General features: G+C 70.9%; 18 protein-coding genes. 10 read left to right on the forward strand and 8 right to left on the reverse strand.

Annotated elements, in window-relative coordinates; translation table 11 throughout:
• Positions 1-37 precede the first annotated feature (37 nt).
• The 5 genes from CSIV_RS12810 to CSIV_RS12830 are packed head-to-tail and all read left to right on the forward strand — an operon-like array spanning position 38 to position 5,847.
• Entirely contained in the window at positions 38-1,456 is a 1,419-nt protein-coding gene (locus tag CSIV_RS12810; RefSeq protein WP_077051774.1) for an aminopeptidase P family protein, read from the forward strand.
• Positions 1,453-3,234, forward strand: coding sequence for a gamma-glutamyltransferase family protein (locus CSIV_RS12815; protein WP_077052652.1), 1,782 nt, complete (start codon positions 1,453-1,455; stop codon positions 3,232-3,234). The genes CSIV_RS12810 and CSIV_RS12815 overlap by 4 nt, the downstream gene beginning before the upstream one ends.
• Before the next feature lie 56 nt (positions 3,235-3,290).
• A complete protein-coding gene (locus tag CSIV_RS12820) occupies positions 3,291-3,650 on the forward strand; it encodes a hypothetical protein (RefSeq protein ID WP_077051775.1) in 360 nt (119 codons plus the stop codon).
• Positions 3,647-5,371 carry a hypothetical protein gene (locus CSIV_RS12825; protein WP_077051776.1) on the forward strand — a complete coding sequence of 575 codons (1,725 nt, stop codon included), beginning with the start codon at positions 3,647-3,649 and terminating at the stop codon, positions 5,369-5,371. The genes CSIV_RS12820 and CSIV_RS12825 overlap by 4 nt, the downstream gene beginning before the upstream one ends.
• A gap of 59 nt (positions 5,372-5,430) precedes the next feature.
• The gene (locus CSIV_RS12830; protein ID WP_139340707.1) at positions 5,431-5,847 is read left to right on the forward strand and encodes a hypothetical protein; all 417 of its coding nucleotides are present in this window, start codon (positions 5,431-5,433) and stop codon (positions 5,845-5,847) included.
• Here CSIV_RS12830 and CSIV_RS12835 read toward each other — a convergent pair.
• The gene (locus CSIV_RS12835; RefSeq protein ID WP_175627613.1) at positions 5,844-6,521 is read right to left on the reverse strand and encodes an alpha/beta hydrolase family protein; all 678 of its coding nucleotides are present in this window, start codon (positions 6,519-6,521) and stop codon (positions 5,844-5,846) included. The two genes, CSIV_RS12830 and CSIV_RS12835, sit on opposite strands and share 4 nt — an antisense overlap.
• On the reverse strand, positions 6,518-7,261 hold the full coding sequence (locus tag CSIV_RS18655) for a general stress protein (protein WP_077051778.1): 744 nt from the start codon (positions 7,259-7,261) through the stop codon (positions 6,518-6,520). The genes CSIV_RS12835 and CSIV_RS18655 overlap by 4 nt, the downstream gene beginning before the upstream one ends.
• Before the next feature lie 71 nt (positions 7,262-7,332).
• Between CSIV_RS18655 and CSIV_RS12845 the strand changes: the two genes are divergently transcribed.
• From CSIV_RS12845 to CSIV_RS12855, 3 genes are read left to right on the forward strand one after another with little or no spacing between them, the layout of a single operon-like run.
• Positions 7,333-8,652: a magnesium transporter MgtE N-terminal domain-containing protein gene (locus CSIV_RS12845; RefSeq protein ID WP_077051779.1), complete on the forward strand. Its 1,320-nt coding sequence runs from the start codon at positions 7,333-7,335 to the stop codon at positions 8,650-8,652.
• Complete coding sequence (locus CSIV_RS12850) at positions 8,652-9,185, forward strand: DUF1003 domain-containing protein (RefSeq protein ID WP_077051780.1); 534 nt, start codon at positions 8,652-8,654, stop codon at positions 9,183-9,185. Before CSIV_RS12845 ends, CSIV_RS12850 begins: the two co-directional genes overlap by 1 nt.
• A complete protein-coding gene (locus CSIV_RS12855; RefSeq protein WP_077051781.1) occupies positions 9,182-10,333 on the forward strand; it encodes an Mrp/NBP35 family ATP-binding protein in 1,152 nt (383 codons plus the stop codon). The genes CSIV_RS12850 and CSIV_RS12855 overlap by 4 nt, the downstream gene beginning before the upstream one ends.
• A 3-nt stretch (positions 10,334-10,336) precedes the next feature.
• Here CSIV_RS12855 and CSIV_RS12860 read toward each other — a convergent pair whose 3' ends face one another.
• Positions 10,337-10,720 (reverse strand): Sec-independent protein translocase TatB, encoded by a 384-nt coding sequence (locus CSIV_RS12860; protein WP_077051782.1) that lies wholly within the window; start codon positions 10,718-10,720, stop codon positions 10,337-10,339.
• Between the two features lie 71 nt (positions 10,721-10,791).
• On the opposite strand from CSIV_RS12860, the gene CSIV_RS12865 reads away from it, so the two are divergent.
• A complete protein-coding gene (locus CSIV_RS12865; RefSeq protein WP_077051783.1) occupies positions 10,792-11,430 on the forward strand; it encodes an O-methyltransferase in 639 nt (212 codons plus the stop codon).
• A gap of 75 nt (positions 11,431-11,505) precedes the next feature.
• On the opposite strand, the gene CSIV_RS12870 is transcribed toward CSIV_RS12865, so the two are convergent.
• From CSIV_RS12870 to dapE, 3 genes are all read right to left on the reverse strand, one after another.
• The gene (locus CSIV_RS12870) at positions 11,506-11,679 is read right to left on the reverse strand and encodes a DUF3117 domain-containing protein (protein WP_076490128.1); all 174 of its coding nucleotides are present in this window, start codon (positions 11,677-11,679) and stop codon (positions 11,506-11,508) included.
• Positions 11,680-11,774: 95 nt separating this feature from the next.
• Positions 11,775-12,998 (reverse strand): hypothetical protein, encoded by a 1,224-nt coding sequence (locus CSIV_RS12875; protein WP_083735132.1) that lies wholly within the window; start codon positions 12,996-12,998, stop codon positions 11,775-11,777.
• Positions 12,995-14,071 carry a succinyl-diaminopimelate desuccinylase gene (gene dapE / locus CSIV_RS12880; protein ID WP_077051785.1) on the reverse strand — a complete coding sequence of 359 codons (1,077 nt, stop codon included), beginning with the start codon at positions 14,069-14,071 and terminating at the stop codon, positions 12,995-12,997. Before dapE ends, CSIV_RS12875 begins: the two co-directional genes overlap by 4 nt.
• A gap of 40 nt (positions 14,072-14,111) precedes the next feature.
• Here dapE and dapD point away from each other — a divergent pair, with 40 nt between their 5' ends.
• Positions 14,112-15,026 (forward strand): 2,3,4,5-tetrahydropyridine-2,6-dicarboxylate N-succinyltransferase, encoded by a 915-nt coding sequence (gene dapD, locus CSIV_RS12885; protein WP_077051786.1) that lies wholly within the window; start codon positions 14,112-14,114, stop codon positions 15,024-15,026.
• A 12-nt stretch (positions 15,027-15,038) separates the two neighbouring features.
• On the opposite strand, the gene ddaH is transcribed toward dapD, so the two are convergent.
• Both ddaH and CSIV_RS12895 read right to left on the reverse strand, forming a co-directional pair.
• The gene (gene ddaH / locus CSIV_RS12890) at positions 15,039-15,800 is read right to left on the reverse strand and encodes a dimethylargininase (protein ID WP_077051787.1); all 762 of its coding nucleotides are present in this window, start codon (positions 15,798-15,800) and stop codon (positions 15,039-15,041) included.
• A 197-nt stretch (positions 15,801-15,997) separates the two neighbouring features.
• Complete coding sequence (locus CSIV_RS12895; protein ID WP_175627614.1) at positions 15,998-17,323, reverse strand: citrate synthase; 1,326 nt, start codon at positions 17,321-17,323, stop codon at positions 15,998-16,000.
• Positions 17,324-17,427 lie beyond the last annotated feature (104 nt).

Here is a 17,427-nt window from a genome sequence, read left to right on the forward strand (position 1 = left end):
CCGTGCGCTCGCGCGCCGGCGGTGCGAGACTGGGGTGATGGACTCCCCCGCCGACCGCGACACGATCGCCTCCGCTCCGCAGAAGCCCGTCGAGACCACGACGAACCGCAAGGCACCCTTCCCGCGCGGATTCCTCGACACCATCTCCACCGGCTGGGCGGAGCGCCCCGACACCCTCCCGGCACCGCGCGAGCAGGCCGCGTGGGCGGCACGTCGCCGCGATCGGGTGTCGGCGGCGTTCCCGGGCGAGCGTCTCGTGGTGCCCGCGGGATCGCTCAAGCAGCGCAGCAACGACACCGACTACCCGTTCCGCGCCCACTCCGCCTTCGCGCACCTCACCGGATGGGCTGCGGATGCCGAGCCCGACTCGGTGCTCGTGTTCGAGCCGCGTGACGGCGGGCACGACGCCGTGCTGTACTTCCGCGAGCGCGCCGACCGGACGACGCCCGAGTTCTACGCCGACGCCACGATCGGCGAGTTCTGGATCGGTCCGCGCCCCGCTCTGGCCGGCGTCGCCGCCGATCTGGGACTGGCGACCGCCCACGTCGACGGCTTCGTCGCGACGGATGACGACCGCGTCGTCGGCGCCGATGACGAGCTCACGCGTTTCGTCTCCGAGCTGCGTCTGGTGAAAGACGAGTACGAGCTCGCCCAGATGGCGCTGGCCGTCGAGGTCACGGCATCCGGATTCGACGACATCATCGCCGAGCTGCCCCACATCGTCGAGCACCCGCGGGGCGAGCGCGTCGTCGAGGGCGTCTTCCACAGCCGTGCGCGCGCCGACGGCAACGCCGTGGGGTACGACACGATCGCCGCGTCGGGACCCCACGCCTGCTACCTGCACTGGACCCGCAACGACGGGGCCGTCGTGCCGGGCGACCTGATCCTCATCGACGCCGGTGTCGAGGTCGACAGCCTGTACACCGCCGACATCACGCGCACGCTCCCCGTCTCGGGGCGCTTCACCGAGGTGCAGCGCCGCGTCTACGAGGCCGTCCGTGAGGCCGCGGATGCCGCCTTCGCCGCGGCGCGTCCGGGCGTGCCGTTCCGACGCGTGCACGAAGCGGCGATGGAGGTCATCGCCGCCCGCGTCGCAGAGTGGGGCCTGCTCCCCGTGACGGCGGAAGAAGCGCTGGATGCCGATCAGGGCGGCCAGCACCGGCGGTACATGGTCCACGGCACGAGCCACCACCTCGGCATCGACGTGCACGACTGCGCACAGGCACGTCGCGAGATGTACTACGACGGCCTGCTCGAGCCGGGCATGGTCTTCACGATCGAGCCGGGCCTGTACTTCCAGATCGACGATCTCACCGTGCCCGAGGAGTACCGCGGGATCGGGGTGCGCATCGAGGACGACATCGTGATGACCGCCGACGGCCCGGTGAACCTGTCAGCGGGGATTCCGCGGACCGCGGACGAGGTCGAGGAGTGGATCGCGCGGCTCGCGCGATGACGTTCACCCCACCCGCGTCGTTCGCGACGCGGCCGACGCTGCGCGGTTCCTTCGGCATGTCGGCATCCACGCACTGGACGGCCACGGCCACCGCGCAGTCCGTCCTGGAGCGTGGCGGCAACGCGTTCGACGCGGCCGTGGCGGCGGCCTTCGTGCTGCACGTCGTCGAGCCGCACCTCAACGGCCCAGGCGGCGACCTCGTCGCGATCGTGCGGCCCGCCGGCAGCGACGAACCGCTCGTGCTGATGGGACAGGGCCCCGCACCGGCCGGCGCGTCCGTGGAGGCGTTCCGTGCGCGCGGCCTCGACCTCGTGCCCGGCGCGGGCGGGCTCGCGGCCGCGGTGCCCGGCGCCGTCGACGCATGGCTGCTGCTCCTGCGCGATCACGGCACGTGGGACCTCGCCGACGTGCTCGACTACGCGATCGGCTACGCGCGCGACGGGCACCCGCTCGTCGCCGGCGCCGCCGTGACGATCGGACGGGTCGCCGACCTGTTCCGCGACCACTGGACGACCTCGGCCGACCTGTGGATGCCGACCGGCGCGGCGCCCGCGCCGAACACGATCGTCCGCAACCCGGCGTACGCCGGCGTGCTGGAAGGTCTCGTCGCGACGGGATCTCCTGCCGACGGTCGGGAGGCTCGGATCGACGCGGCCCGACGCGAGTGGATGACCGCGGTGCTGCCGCGGGCCGCCGCGTTCGCGCGCCTCCCCCATCGACACTCGGACGGCGGCGATCATCCCGGTGTGCTCGACGACGCCGATCTCGCGGGGTGGAGCGCGTCGTTCGAGCCGGCGGTCTCGGCGACGTTCCGCGGATGGCGTGTCTTCAAGGCCGGCGTGTGGACTCAGGGTCCCGCCCTTCTGCAGACGCTACGGATGCTCGACCCGCTCGACGACGAGCTCCTCGACCCGTCGACGGCGGCCGGTGCCCACACCCTCCTCGAGGTGCAGAAGCTTGCGTATGCCGACCGCGACGCATGGTTCGGCGATGCCGATGTCGCTGCCGACGTCGACGCCCTGCTCGCCGACGAGTATCTCGCCGAACGCGCCGCACTGATCGACGACGCCGCCAGCCCCGCCCTTCGCCCCGGTTCTCCGGACGGTCGCCCGCCCGTCCTGCCGCCGCTCCGGACGGATGCCGGAGTCACGAGCGCCGGGACCGGCGAGCCGACGGTGGATCGGAGCGGGCAGACCCGCGGCGACACCTGCCACCTCGACGTCGTCGACCGTTGGGGCAACGTCGTGTCCGCGACGCCCTCGGGCGGATGGCTGCAGTCCTCCCCCGCGGTGCCCGACCTGGGATTCTGCCTCGGGACGCGCCTGCAGGCCACGTGGGTGATGACCGGGCACCCGGCATCCCTCCTCCCGGGTCGGCGGCCCCGAACGACGCTCACCCCGACGATGCTGACCCGCGGCGAGGAGGTCATCGCGATGGGGTCGCCCGGCGGCGACCAGCAGGACGCGTGGCAACTGCCCGTCCTCCTCCGCATGCTCATCGGGGAATACGAGCCGCAGCAGGCGATCGACGCCCCCTCGCTGCACACGACCGCGGTGCTCGATTCGTTCTGGCCGCGCACGTGGACGCCCTCGGGTGCTGTGGTGGAAGACCGCATCGGAGACGCCGTCGTCGAGGAGCTCGAACGCCGGGGACATGCCGTCCGTCGGGCAGGCCCCTGGGCACTCGGGCGAGTGAGCGCGGTCGGGCGGGATGCCTCGGGACTGCTGTGGGCTGCCGCGAACCCGCGCGGGATGCAGGGGTACGCCGCCGGCCGGTGACGAGGTTCTCCACAGGGTGAAAACACGCCGGTGCGCGTTTGCCTACGATCCCGCGCATGTCGTACTCGGTGGATCCCCCGCAGCTGATCGGTCTCGGCGAGCGCATGCGACGCTCGTTCGACGACCTGGACGAGGCTGCCCGCGGGCTGCGGAGGGCCGCGGATGCCGCGGCCCTCGGACTCGTACACGCCCTGCCCGCCCACGGCGCCCTCGTCGAGCTGACCGCCGGGCGCATCGATCTGGCGCACCGCATCGTCGCGCGCGGCCGAGCCGTGCTCTCCGCCCTCCAGACCGTGGTCCTCGCCTACCTCACCGCGGATGAGGAGATGGCCGGCGCGGCCGAGGTCGCAGCATCCCGCGCCGCCGCCGTGACGAATCCGTTCGACCCGATCGTGTTCGGACGGAGACGTCTGTGAGCACCGCGATCGAGCTCCCCGATCCCCCGGCGGAGCCGGAACGCCTGCGCGAGAACGCGGCTCGTCTGCGCACGACGTCGGAGCGGTACGAACTCCTGGTCACGCAGGCGCTCTTCGCCTGGAGCCTCCTCCCCGAGGCCTACCGCGCTCCGGAAGCCGACCTCCTGCACGCCTCGCTCGCCGCGACGCGTCCGGCAGCCGCAGAGATCAGCGACGGTCTCATCGCCGCATGTCGTGCGCTGGAGCGGTTCGCGGACGAGATCGACGATCTCGCGCGCCGTCGCACCCTGCTCGCCGACAGACGGGATGCCGGTCCGCCGGCGGATCTCTGGGACGAGAGCGTCGATGGACCGGCCGCGGTGCTGAACAATCGCCGCCGAGACGAGTGGGCGAGCGGCCTCGCTCGCGAAGCCGCGGATCTCGACGAGGCCTACGACGACGCGAGCCGACGCTGCGCGTCCGCCCTGCGCGCGATACCGGACGTCGCCTGGACATCGCTCGCGGCATGGAGTGGTCCCGAGGCGTCGGAGCCCGTGGGCTCCTTCCCCGACGCAGCGGGCCTCGCTCTGCTCGAACGACTGTCCGCGGAACGCGATCCCGCACGGCTGCTCGCCCAGCACCCCGAATGGGCGGGCATCATCCGCGGCACCGATCCCGCCACGGTCGCCGAGTGGTGGTCCCGCCTCGATCGGCGGACGGCCGACGCTCTCGCGACGACAGTGCCCTCGCTCGTCGGCAACCTCAACGGACTGCCGATTGCCGAACGCGTCGCGGTCAACCGTGGTCGTGCGAGCGAGTATCTGCACGAGTTGCGCACACGACGACAGGCTCTCGAGGCGCTGCGTGCCCCGCGCTCCCGAGCGAACGCGCTCGAGGTCCTGGATCGCCGGGCGGAACGCGCGCGCCTCGACCGCGAGATCGCGTACTTCGATGCCGTCGCGAACGGGACGAAGCAGCTGTACGCGTGGGATCCCGAGCACGGCTCCTTGATCGAGATGGCGGGCGATCCGTCCACGGCGAAGGCCGCCCTCTTCGTCGTTCCCGGGACGAACGCGAGAGCGGAAGCGTTCATGTCCGACCGTCCCGTCACGGATTTCGCAGACTGGCAGGTGGGCTCCGGCGGCGGATCGGTGGTCGCCTTCACCGTCCTCACCGGACCGATGCCGCAGCTCGCCGACCTCGTCACGGCCGGTCCGGAGTGGAACCGATTCGCAGAGGGGCGCGGCGAAGAGTACGCGCGCTTCATCCAGGGCGTGGATGCCGCCCACCCCGACCTGTGGACGATGAGCTACGAGCACTCCTACGGCGGCGGGGTGGGCAGCGAAGCCGAGAAGCACGGCGGGACCGTGGACGCGCGTTTCCTCGCGGCGAGTGTCGGTGCCATCGGGCCGTACGAGCCTCATCCCGGCACCCAGTACTTCGCCACCCAGGCGGTCGACGACATCAACCGGTACTACGCGGGCGTCGGGCTGGGGCCCCTCGGGTTCACCGTCGCACCGGAGACGATCCCGGGTGTGCACATCGTCGACTCCGGCCTGCCCGGACCCGACGTCGGGCTGCTCGCCGAATACGCGTACACGCAGAACCCGGGCGCGCTCGTCGGCATCGTGCAGGACAGCGTGGAGCACCACACGGCGCTGATGAGCAGCGACGTCGACACCAACGGGCCCGTGATGGACGCAGTACGTTCCATCCTCGAGGAGAAGGGAAGAGCCAAATGAAGCCGACTCGAACGCTGGCAGCGCTTGGGGCAATCATCCTCGTCTTGGCAGGATGCAGCGTGCCTGATCTGCCGCCATACAGCCAGGTGAGAGCCGAAACGCTAGAGGTTCTTCAGCAGGTCGCCGACCTGGTTCCAGATCCCAAGGAGATATCGAAGACCGCGGAATTCAAGCCCTATCCGTGCGACGACGACCTCGCTCTCGGAAATCAGCCAGGCCAGTTCTACACCGGGCAGTGGAAGGTCTTCGTCAGCGAAGACTTCGATGTGGAGGCATTCGTCCTGGGCATGCCGTCGGTGCTAGGAGAAGGATGGACCGAGGCGCCGCTCGGCCTGCCTCTCAGTTTCGCTCAAACCCGCCTCGTTCGGGAGTCGCCGCAGGTGACCATAACGGTTGAAGAATCGCTCCCCGGTGACCGGAAGGCCGTCGAGTTGCTCGCGATCTCGCGCTGTGGCGTGCTGGAGCCGACGAACTAGCTCCCCGCCACCCCCGCCACGAACTCCCCCACGACCCCGGCCAGCCCGGCGCCGATCTCCTCGGCGGGCCGACGCGCGCCCTTGACCTCGAACGAGTGGTTGGCCCCCTCGACCCACTGCACGCGCGAGTCGAGGCACGTTGCGACGACGGCGTCGAACTGCTCGCGGGGTGCGATGAAAGGATCGTTCTGCCCCTCGACGAACAACTGCGGCACGGTGATCGCGGGGAGGTGATCGGCGCGAGGCTTGTCGGGACGCCCCGGCGGGTGGAGCGGATACCCCAGGTAGGCGAGCGCGCGGGGTGACAACGCGCCCTCCGCGGCGGCGACCGAGGCCATCCGTCCGCCGTACGACTTCCCCGCGGCGACGAACGACCCGATCCCCTGCCCGCCGAGCCACGCCTGCACACCCGCCCAGGTGGCGACGGCATGGGCGGCGGGGCCCGGCATCCGTCGACCGGCCTCCACGTAGGGGAACACGAAGCGCAGAACCGAGAAGCCGTCGCCGGCGAGCGCCGACGCGAGGCCCTCGAGAAACGGATGGTCCATTCCCGCACCGGCACCGTGCGCCAGCGCGACCGTCGCCCGAGCGTCGGCGACCTCCGCCCAGAGACCGGAGACCTCCGCCTCACCCGCCGGCAGAGCGACGGGGATGCGGACGGCGCGCGCGCTCACCGCTCGTCGCGCGACGCGTCCGGCTCGTCCGACCGGGGCGACGACGCCGGCGCGTCAGGATGCGTCGGCTCCGGCGTCTCGACAGGCGGGGTGGGCCGCGGGGCGACCCGCTCGCCGTACCGGGGCGGCTCGTCGTCGGCCGGACGCGACGGAACCGGCGGACGCGGGGGAACCGTCGGCGACGACGCGCCAGGGTTCTGCACGCGCTCGCCGTACAGCGGCGGAGCCGCGTCCGCCGTGTCCGGGCGGGCCACGACCGTTCGGGAGGCGCCCACGGGCCCGAGCACACCCCGCGCCTTCGCGACGCTCCCCGCCGCCACGCAGACGTCGTAGTGGTCGGCGGTCACCTGCATGACGGAGGCGAAGTCTCGACGCCTGCGCACGATCGCGTACGTGCCGAGGCTGAGGAGCATGCCGAGCGCCATACCGACCAGCAGCACACCGAGGAACGCGGAGATCTGCACCGTGGGCGTGCCCAGCACGAAGATGAAGGCGAACAGGAGACCGAGCATCAGACCGTTGAGCGCGCCCGAGCGCGCCGCCGTGGCGTAGCCGAGCCGACCGGTGATGCGCTCGATCGAGCGGAGTCCGCTTCCCACGATCGCGATGTCGCGCGCGGGAACCTCGCCCGCGATGAGCGAGGACACGGCCTTCTGCGCCTTCTCGTACGTCGGGAACGACGCGACTTTTTCGCCGACCTCGTCCCGACCCGCGCCCATCGGTCCCGCGAACATGCTCATTTCCCCATCTTGTCACGCGGCCCTGTGGGCGCGATGGGTACCCCCGACGCTTCGCGGACTACGCTGGGACGGTGAGCACGCAAAGGGTTTTCGTCGCCCGCTTGGCGGGCTGCACGGTGTTCGATCCCGCGGGCGACCGCCTCGGGAAGGTGCGTGACGTCGTGGTGATCTACCGCGCGTCGGCCGCGCCGCGCGTCGTGGGCCTCGTCGTCGAGATCCCCGGCCGTCGACATGTCTTCGTGTCGATCGGGCGCGTCACCTCCATCCAATCCGGGCAGGTCATCACGACCGGCCTCATCAACGTGCGCCGGTTCCAGCAGCGCGGCGGTGAGGTGCGGGTGATGGCCGAGATGCTCGGACGCCGAGTGCATCTCGTCGACGGCTCCGGCGACGCCGTCATCGAAGACGTCGCGATCGAACGCAACCGCCTGGGCGAGTGGGACGTCGGGCAGCTGTTCCTGCGCCGTCCCCGCACGAGCGCCTCCCCGTTCGCCAAGGGTGCGACCACGTTCGCGGCCTGGAGCGAGGTCCGCGAGCAGCAGACCCCCGGGCAGGCGCAGTCGGCCGAGCAGCTGGTGGCGACGTACTCCGACCTCAAGCCCGCCGACCTCGCGAACACGCTCCTCGATCTCCCCGAGGAACGTCTCATCGAGGTCGCCGAAGAACTCAGCGACGACCGCCTCGCCGACGCCCTCGAGGAGATGCCCGAAGACGAGCAGGTCCACATCCTCGAGCAGCTGGGCGACGAGCGCGCCGCCGACATCCTGGATGCCATGGAGCCCGACGACGCGGCCGACCTCCTGGGCCAGCTTCCCGAGTCGCGTTCGGAGCAGCTCCTCGAACTCATGGAGCCGGAGGAGGCCGACGACGTCCGCGCCCTCCTGCAGTACGGTCCGGACACCGCCGGTGGTCTGATGACGCCCGAGCCCATCGTGCTGTCCGCGGACGCGACCGTGGCCGAGGCCCTCGCACTCATCCGGCGGCACGAACTGCACCCTGCGCTCGCGGCATCCGTGTTCATCACGCTCCCCCCGTACGAGACGCCCACGGGCCGTCTGCTCGGGACGGTGCACTTCCAGCGGATGCTGCGCTACCCGCCGCACGAGCGGCTCGGCGCGATCATCGACGACACGCTCGAGCCCGTGCCCGCCGATGCCTCGGCGGCCGAGGTCGCCCGTCTTCTCGCGAGCTACAACCTCGTGTCGCTGCCCGTCGTCGACCAGGCCCACCGCCTCGTCGGCTGCGTCAGCATCGACGACGTGCTCGACTACCTGCTGCCCGACGACTGGCGCACGCACGACAGCGACGATCCGAAACCCAAGACCACGATCAGACCGCTCGCGACAGCGAGCATCCCCCAGATCCCCACGCAGACCCCGAGGAGGCGCTGATGGCACGTGCACAACGACAGACCGCCCTCGACGCCCCGCGCGGGCGCACCGGGATGCTGGCGCCGCGCACTCCGCAGCCCTCCCGCGATCGATTCGGGCGGTTCACGGAGTGGGTCGCCCGCGCCATGGGCACGCCGACCTTCCTCCTCTCGCTCACGCTCTTCTGCGTGGTGTGGATGGGGTGGAACTCGCTCATGCCGGACAACCTCCGCTTCGACTCCGCCGAGATCGGGTTCACCGCTCTGACCCTCGTGCTCTCGCTGCAAGCGTCGTACGCCGCACCGCTGATCCTGCTCGCGCAGAACCGGCAGGACGACCGCGACCGCGTGCAGATCGAGCAGGACCGCCAGCGTGCCGAGCGCAACCTCGCCGACACCGAGTACCTCGCCCGCGAGATCGTCGCTCTGCGCATGGCGGTGCGGGACCTCACTGACGAGGTGATCACGAAGGAGAGTCTGCGCGCCGAGCTGAAGGCCGCGCTCGAGCGCCTCGAGGACAACGACAGCGTCGAACCGAAGACGGCCACCCCGTGAGTGCGGCGGTCGCCGACCGCGTGCGCACCGCCGTCGCCGCGGTCACCGACCCGGAGCTGCGCCGCCCGCTGGGCGAACTCGACATGGTGCGCGACATCACGGTCGTTGACGGCGTCGCGGAGGTCGGAATCGCCCTGACGATCGTCGGGTGCCCCGCCGCGGATCGGATCGAGAGAGACGTCCGCGACGCCGCGGCATCCGTGGAAGGGGTGTCCCGGGTCGACGTGGCCGTCGGAGTCATGTCGCCCGACGAACGGCGTGCTCTCACCGAGCGCCTCCGAGGCGGTCGCGCGAAGCGCGAGATGCCGTTCGGACCCGACTCGCTCACGCGGGTCATCGCCGTGACCAGCGGCAAGGGCGGCGTGGGCAAGTCGACTCTCACCGCCAATCTCGCCGTCGCCCTCGCGGCGCGGGGACTCCGGGTCGGACTCGTGGATGCCGATGTCCACGGCTTCTCCATTCCGGGTCTCCTCGGCCTCGTCGACGCCGACGGGCTGCCCCCGGCACCGACCCGGCTCGACGACCTGATCCTTCCTCCGGTGGCCTACGGCGTGAAAGTGATCTCGATCGGGATGTTCCTGCGCCGTCCGGGCGAGGAAGCCGCCGGCGCGGTCGCGTGGCGCGGTCCGATGCTCCACCGCACGGTCCAGCAGTTCCTGACGGACGTGTACTTCGGCGATCTCGACGTTCTTCTGCTCGACATGCCCCCCGGCACCGGCGACGTCGCGATCTCGGTCGGGCAGCTCCTCCCGCACGCGGAGGTGCTGGTCGTGACGACCCCCCAGGCTGCTGCCGCCGACGTCGCGGTGCGCTCCGGTGTCGTGGCGCGCCAGACGGGCCAGAAGCCCATCGGCGTCGTCGAGAACATGGCCGCGATGGCCCTGCCCGACGGGACACTGCTCGACTTGTTCGGTTCGGGCGGCGGTGAAGCGGTCGCCCGCGCGCTCTCGAGCGAGGGCGACGACGTGCCGCTGTTGGCATCCGTGCCCCTCAGCCCCGCCCTGCGGACCGGGGGCGACGATGGACGCCCCGTCGTGGTCGGCCGGCCCGAAGACCCCGCATCGATCGCCATCGACGCCGCGGCCGCCGCTCTCGCGGTGCGGCCGCGGGGGCTGTCGGGGCGCCCACTGCCGCTGAATCTCGGCTGAGACTCAGGTGGCTTCGTCGTCGAACGGCGGAGTCTTGCCGGGGACGAAGATCGGCGGGACGGCCGGCTTGTCGGATGCCGCCTGGGTCGCCAGCGCCGCAGCCCCGGCCGCGCGCATCGTCGCCGTCGGGGTGTCCTCGAGAAGCGCCTCGCGGATGATGCGCCGGGGGTCGTACTGCCGCGGGTCGAGCTTGCGCCAGTCGACGTCGTCGAAGTCAGGGCCCATCTCGTCGCGCATGCGCGTCTTCGCACCCTGCATCGCCTCGCGCGCCCGATTGCTCAGTCGCGCGAGAGACTCGGCGTACTTGGGCAACCGCTCGGGTCCGATGATGAGCGCGGCGATCACACCGATCAGCAGAAGCTTCTCGATGGTGAGCCCGAAGAACATGAGTTCAGATTACCCGCCGCGCCTCGGGCGTCCGCACCACTCACCCGTCTAGCCTGGGCGGGGAGGTCCACGTGAGCGGTTACGAGGCGAACGAGCGGTTCGTGCAGGAGTCGACGGTCGAACCGGAGCACATCGCACGCGCACGCGCGCATGCGCTCGAGCTCGGTGCGGCACCGATCAGCCCGGCCGTCGGCGCGCAGATCGCCGTGCTCGCCGCGGCGTCCCGTGCCCTCAACATCGTCGAGGTCGGTACGGGCGGCGGTGTGTCGGGTCTGTGGCTGCTCCACGGCTCGCCCCGAGCGACCCTCACCACCATCGACAGCGAGCCCGAACACCTGGGCGCCGCGCGCGCCGCGTTCGCGGAAGCCCGTGTTCCCGCGGCTCGGGCCCGGTTCATCACCGGTCGCGCCGCCGACGTCCTGCCGCGGATGAACGAGGCGTCCTACGACATCGTGCTCATCGACGCGGATGCCGAGGGCGTCATCGAGTACGTCGAGCATGGTCTGCGGCTGGTCCGTGCGGGGGGCACGGTGCTCGTTCCGCGCGTCCTCGCCGGGGGCGGGGTCGCCGACCCCGTGCGCCGCGATGCCGTCACGACCGCCTACCGCTCGCTGATCCAGGAGGTGCAGACCTCACCCGCCGTGTTCGGTGCGCTCTCGACCACCGGCGAGGGTCTCCTCCAGCTGACGACGGTCTCTCCCCTCACCTGACCACCGCCGCGGGCTCACCCGGGCGAGAACGACGAAGGCCGGTCCCCGCGGGGACCGGCCTTCGTTCATGATGCGTCAGGCTGCGCCGACGACTCCTCCGAGCACGTCGTACAGTTCCTTCGCCTCAGCGTCGTTGACAGACACCACCAGGCGTCCGCCGCCTTCGAGCGGGACGCGCACGATGATGAGCCGGCCCTCCTTCACGGCCTCCATCGGTCCGTCACCGGTACGCGGCTTCATGGCTGCCATCGCGGCCCCCTTTTCGTCGTTGGTCTACGGACTAGTTTAGTCGGTCCCCGGAGTACCCCGAGTTGCCGCGCCTCCCCGCGTCGCGTCACACGCGGTCACGGGATCTGCCAGTACGTGTTCCCGAGCCCGTACATGTTGTAAATCCACCACCACTGGCCCAGGAGGGCGGCCGCCAGCACGGCTATCCGCCAGGTGCGCGAGGGGGGAACCGCCAGCGCTCCCCACAGCGGCGAGATCGGGAGGAGCAGGCGGAAGATGCTCGACTGCGGGAAGAACACGAGCAGCAGATAGATGAGGTAGCTCGCCGACCAGAGACGCAGCTCGACGCCGAGACGCTTCACCTGGGGGGCGAACAACAGCGCCGCAGTGGTTCCGAGCACCAGGAGCACGAGCGCCACGTAGCCGGTGACGGGGCCGAGCCCCCACTGCGTGAACCAGAACCCCGCGGCCTGGATCCACCCGTCGACGGGGATGAAGCTCCCGGTGCTGTCGCCGATCCAATTGCGCCGCCACGCGAGTTCGGTGGCCAGGTATGCACCGGAGTCGCCCGTCACCAGTCCCGCGATGACCTGCCACGCGAACCCGACCACCACCGCAACGGCAGCGACCCCGACGAGGTGAGCGACATCGCGCAGCGGCAGCGGCTCCACGCGCCGCCGCACGAACCGGTGCACGCCGTACAACCCGAGGAAGAGCGCCAAGGCGAGGATGCCGGGGCGTGTGAACCCCATCACGGGCACGAGGACGTACAGCCACCCCCACCGACGTCGCTGCACGCACCGGAGGGCGAGGAAGAGCAGAAGGAGGAACAGCGACTCGGCGTACCCGACCTGGAACATCGCCGCGAGCGGTCCGCAGGCGAAGAACGTCACCGCCCACATCGCGGCCGAGTCCCCGATGCGGTCGCGCAACAGCCCGTGGAGCACGACGCTCGCCCCGAAGCCCGACAGCAGCGAGATGACGACGGCGCCCGCGGCCCACGAGCCGAGGAGCGTCCCGAGCCCCGCGGCGAGATACGGGAACACCGGGAGGAAGGCCCACGCGTTCTCGGCCACTCCCCCCTGCGGGGTCAGCGGGAGCTGCGACGGATACCCGTTGACGGCCGCGTACCAGTACCACTGGGCGTCCCAGCCGAGCGCCAGTTCGCCCAGCGACGGCGACACACCGTAGCGGGACCCCGGTCCCGACAGCGCCGCGGCGACGAGGAAGAAGCCGGTCGTGACGAGGCGGGCCACGACGTAGACGACCGCGATACGCGCCACCGCGGGCCAGCCCTGCCAGGACCGTGCCCGCGGGGATGCCGCGGTCGCGGTGCTCACGACCCGGTCAGCCAGGACCGGAGCCCGCGTTCGACGGACTCGATCTGCGCGAGCGGCACGCGCTCCTGGTCGTGGTGCGCGAGGTGCGGGTCACCGGGACCGTAGTTGACGGCCGGGATGCCGAGTGCCGAGAACCGCGCGACGTCGGTCCAGCCGTACTTGGGCTGCGGGGTGGCGCCGACGGCGGCCACGAATTCGCGGGCCAGGGCCGCGTCGAGTCCCGGACGCGCCCCCACGGCGACATCGACGATCTCGACGTCGAAGCCCGTGAACACGTCGCGCACGACGCGCTCGGCGGCGGCCGCATCACGACTGGGCGCGAAGCGATAGTTCACTTCGACCTCGCACGCGTCGGGGATGACGTTGCCGGCCACACCGCCCGTGATCCGAACGGCGTTCAGACCCTCGCGGTAGACGAGCCCCTCGACCTCGATCTCGCGGGCCCGATACTCGGCCAGCCGGGCGAGGACCGGCGCCGCCTTGTGGATGGCATTCTCGCCGATCCAGGAGCGGGCGCTGTGGGCACGGACGCCCGTCGTTCGAACGAGGGCCCGCAGGGTGCCGTTGCAGCCGCCCTCGACCTCGCCGTTGCTCGGCTCGCCGAGGATGGCGAAGTCGCCGACGAAGAGATCGGGGCGGTTGCGCGCGAGCCGCCCGAGCCCGTTCAGCGCGGAATCGACCTCCTCGTGGTCGTACCACATCCACGTGATGTCGACCGGAGGTTCGGTGAGCTCGACGGCGAGCTTCAGCTGAACCGCCACGCCGGCTTTCATGTCGACGCTGCCGCGGCCCCACAGGAACGCCTCGCCGTCGATCTCGACGTCGCGCGTGGGCAGGTTGTCGTTGATCGGCACGGTGTCGATGTGTCCCGCGATGACTACGCGCCGGGAACGTCCGAGGGACGTGCGCGCGACGATCGTGTCGCCGTCGCGGATCACCTCGAGGTGGGAGTAGCCCGACACGGCCGCCTCGATGGCATCCGCCAGGGGGGTCTCGTCGTCCGAGACGCTGGGGATGTCGCAGATCGCTCGCGTGATCTCGACGGAGGAAGCGGTCAGATCGAGCGTGGGCATGCGTCCGATCCTACCCAGGGCGCCCCGCTAGCCTGTCGGAGTGACGAACGAACGACTGATCACCGGTACCGGCCTCTCGACCATCTCCGCCGACGGGACGGTGCTGGACGCCTGGTTCCCCGCGCCCGCGCTCGGCACCACCGATGCCGGCGCCGACCACGACCTCTCGGCGCTCGCCGGCCCTGATGACCGACGCGCCGTCCGGGTCGAGGTCGTGACGGTGACGATCGATGCGGATGCCGCTCCCGCCTCGACCGTCGACGCCTATCTCCGGCTCCAGGCGCTGTCGCACCGCCTCGTCCGTCCGAACGAGATCTCACTCGACGGCATCTTCGCGCACCTCCCCAACGTCGCGTGGACCAACGCCGGGCCCATCCACCCCGACGACGCGACGCGACTGCGTCCGACGCTGCTCCGCCACGGCATCCAGGTGCAGGGGCTCGACAAGTTCCCGCGTCTCCTCGACTACGTCACGCCGGTCGGCGTCCGTATCGCGGACGCCTCGCGGGTGCGCCTCGGCGCGTACCTCTCCCCCGGCACGACCGTGATGCACGAAGGGTTCGTCAACTTCAACGCCGGCACGCTCGGCGCCTCGATGATCGAGGGGCGCGTGTCGCAGGGTGTGGTCATCGGCGACGGGACCGACATCGGCGGTGGCGCCTCGATCATGGGCACGCTGTCCGGCGGTGGCACCCACCGCGTCTCGATCGGGGCCCGCACGCTCCTCGGGGCGAACGCGGGCATCGGCATCTCGCTCGGTGACGACTGCGTCGTGGAGGCGGGCCTGTACGTGACCGCGGGGACGAAGGTGCGCGTCGGCGACGAGACGGTGAAGGCCGGCGAGCTGTCGGGGCGCGACGGCATCCTGTTCCGTCGCAATTCCCTCACCGGCGCGGTGGAAGCCTCCGCGCGCGCGGGCGTCGGCGTGACCCTGAACGCGGCGCTGCACGCCTGAGTCGGCGCGGCGTCAGTCGCGCACGCGCACCGAGAGGCACGTGACGCACCCCTCGAGCTTCTCGAACTCGCTCACGTCGACCGTGACGACCTCGAGACCGCGCCGCCGGTGGGCGGCGGCGGTCTCGGGGGCGTCGGACGACATCAGCACCGTGGCCTCGTCGAGCACCACGACCGCGGTGCCGTGCTCTTCGGGGACGGGCGCGAAGACCGGGAAAGCCGCCGCGTCGTCGACGAGGGGCGGGTAACCGACCACCGTTCCGTCGGGGAGCGCCGTCACGCCCGACTTCAGATGCAGGACCTTGGTGACGGGCACGGCGACGACGTCCCACTCGCGGGGAGAGAGCAGCGCTCGGAGCTGGGCGATCCCCTCGGCGTTCGTCCGCGAGGAGGCGCCGACGTACACCGTCCGGCCGATCTTGAGTACGTCGCCGCCGTCGAGCGTCCCCGGCGCCACGATCTCGGCGACCTCGAGTCCGGATGCCGCGACCGCCGCGGCCACCGTGGGCGCCTCGCCGCGGCGCGATTCCGCTCCGGCACGGCAGAGCACGGCGAGGTCGCCGAACACCACGACGGCATCCTCGACGAAGACGCCGTCCGGCTGCGCATCGGCGGGCTCGATCTCGACGACATCCCACCCGCGGCTCCGGAAGACGTCGACGTAGCCGCGCCACTGGGCGAGCGCCACGTCCGCGTCGACCGGAACCCGGTCGAGATGCGTGAGCTCACCCTCCGCGAGCAGGGGCGAGGGGCGACGGACGAGCAGACGCGGCATGCACCGAACCTAGCGCGCCGACGCCGAGTCTCGGCATCCACCCCTCCGGCCGGGCGGCGCGAGCTCAGCGATCCGCGCAGGCTCAGCCGCATCGACCCGGATCGGGCTGACATTGCGCGAATCGTCGAGCGAGCGCAGCCGGCGCGCACAGCGAAACGCCCCGCCCCTCGCGAGAGGGACGGGGCGTCGACGCCGGATCAGACGCCGGGGTAGTCGCGCTGTGCGGCGCCCGTGTACAGCTGCTGCGGGCGGCCGATCTTGGTCTGCGGGTCGGTGATCGCTTCGCGCCACTGCGCGAGCCAGCCGGGAAGGCGGCCGATCGCGAAGAGCACCGTGAACATCCGGGTCGGGAAACCCATCGCCTTGTAGATGACGCCGGTGTAGAAGTCGACGTTCGGGTAGAGGCGACGCTCCTTGAAATAGTCGTCCTCGAGAGCGATCTGCTCGAGCTCCTTCGCGAGATCCAGCAGCGGGTCGCTCACGCCGAGTGCCTCGAGGACCTCGTCGGCGGCACCCTTCACGAGCTTCGCGCGGGGGTCGTAGTTCTTGTAGACGCGGTGCCCGAAGCCCATGAGCTTCACGCCGTCTTCCTTGTTCTTGACGCGCTCGACGAAACGCTCGACGCTCTCCCCCGAGTCGCGGATGCGTCCGAGCATCTGCAGGACGGCCTCGTTGGCGCCGCCGTGGAGCGGACCGGACAGGGCCTGGATGCCGGCCGAGATCGACGCGAACTGGTTCGCGCCGGTCGAGCCCACAAGACGCACCGTCGAGGTCGACGCGTTCTGCTCGTGGTCGGCGTGGAGCATGAGAAGCAGGTCGAGCGCCTTCGTCATGACCGGGTTGACCTCGTAGATCTCGCTCAGCACGCCGAAGTTCAGCTTGAGGAAGTTGTCGACGAAGCTCAGCGAGTTGTCGGGGTACAGGAACGCCTGGCCGATGCTCTTCTTGTGCGCGTAGGCCGCGATCACGGGGAGCTTCGCGAGCATGCGGACGGTGTTCAGCTCGACGTGCTCGGGGTTGTGCGGATCGGACTCGGACTCGTAGTACGTCGAGAGTGCCGCCGTGGCCGCCGACAGCACCGACATGGGGTGCGCGGTCGGCGGCAGCGAGGAGAAGAAGCGCTTGAGGTCTTCGTGCAGCAGCGTGTGACGGCGGATGCGCTCGTCGAACGCGGCCAGCTCGGAGGCGGACGGGAGTTCGCCGTAGATCAGAAGCCAGGCGACCTCGAGGTAGGTGCTGTGCTGGGCGAGCTGCTCGATCGGGTATCCGCGGTAACGCAGGATGCCCTGGTCGCCGTCGATGAAGGTGATGTCCGACTTGGTCGACGCCGTGTTGACGAAGCCGTAGTCGAGCGTGGTGTGACCGGTCTGCTTCGTCAGCGACGCGATGTCGATGCTCGGAACCCCGTCGGTGCCCCGCAGAACCGGGAATTCGGCGGTGGTGCCCCCCACCGTGAGGGTGGCCTTGTCGTGCTCGATACCCGCGTCGCTCACCGCGCCTCCTTGCGATTTCTGGTCGCCCATGTGGTCAGGACCGTGGTCCTCGGCCGGGATCCATCTGCGCGGCTCCCGACACGGCGCTCGGCGGAGGGTGACCCGCTCGGAGTGCCCCTACAGCCTATCGGGGC

This window comes from Microbacterium sp. CSI-V, assembly GCF_001984105.1.
Taxonomy (GTDB): domain Bacteria; phylum Actinomycetota; class Actinomycetes; order Actinomycetales; family Microbacteriaceae; genus Microbacterium.

Coding starts and splice junctions, on each gene's coding strand:
- CSIV_RS12810 (WP_077051774.1), top strand. CDS start 38: ATGGACTCCCCCGCCGACCGCGACACGATCGCCTCCGCTCCGCAGAAG.
- CSIV_RS12815 (WP_077052652.1), top strand. CDS start 1,453: ATGACGTTCACCCCACCCGCGTCGTTCGCGACGCGGCCGACGCTGCGC.
- CSIV_RS12820 (WP_077051775.1), top strand. CDS start 3,291: ATGTCGTACTCGGTGGATCCCCCGCAGCTGATCGGTCTCGGCGAGCGC.
- CSIV_RS18655 (WP_077051778.1), bottom strand. CDS start 7,261: ATGAGCATGTTCGCGGGACCGATGGGCGCGGGTCGGGACGAGGTCGGC.
- CSIV_RS12850 (WP_077051780.1), top strand. CDS start 8,652: ATGGCACGTGCACAACGACAGACCGCCCTCGACGCCCCGCGCGGGCGC.
- CSIV_RS12860 (WP_077051782.1), bottom strand. CDS start 10,720: ATGTTCTTCGGGCTCACCATCGAGAAGCTTCTGCTGATCGGTGTGATC.
- CSIV_RS12870 (WP_076490128.1), bottom strand. CDS start 11,679: ATGGCAGCCATGAAGCCGCGTACCGGTGACGGACCGATGGAGGCCGTG.
- dapE (WP_077051785.1), bottom strand. CDS start 14,071: ATGCCCACGCTCGATCTGACCGCTTCCTCCGTCGAGATCACGCGAGCG.
- ddaH (WP_077051787.1), bottom strand. CDS start 15,800: ATGCCGCGTCTGCTCGTCCGTCGCCCCTCGCCCCTGCTCGCGGAGGGT.
- CSIV_RS12895 (WP_175627614.1), bottom strand. CDS start 17,323: ATGGGCGACCAGAAATCGCAAGGAGGCGCGGTGAGCGACGCGGGTATC.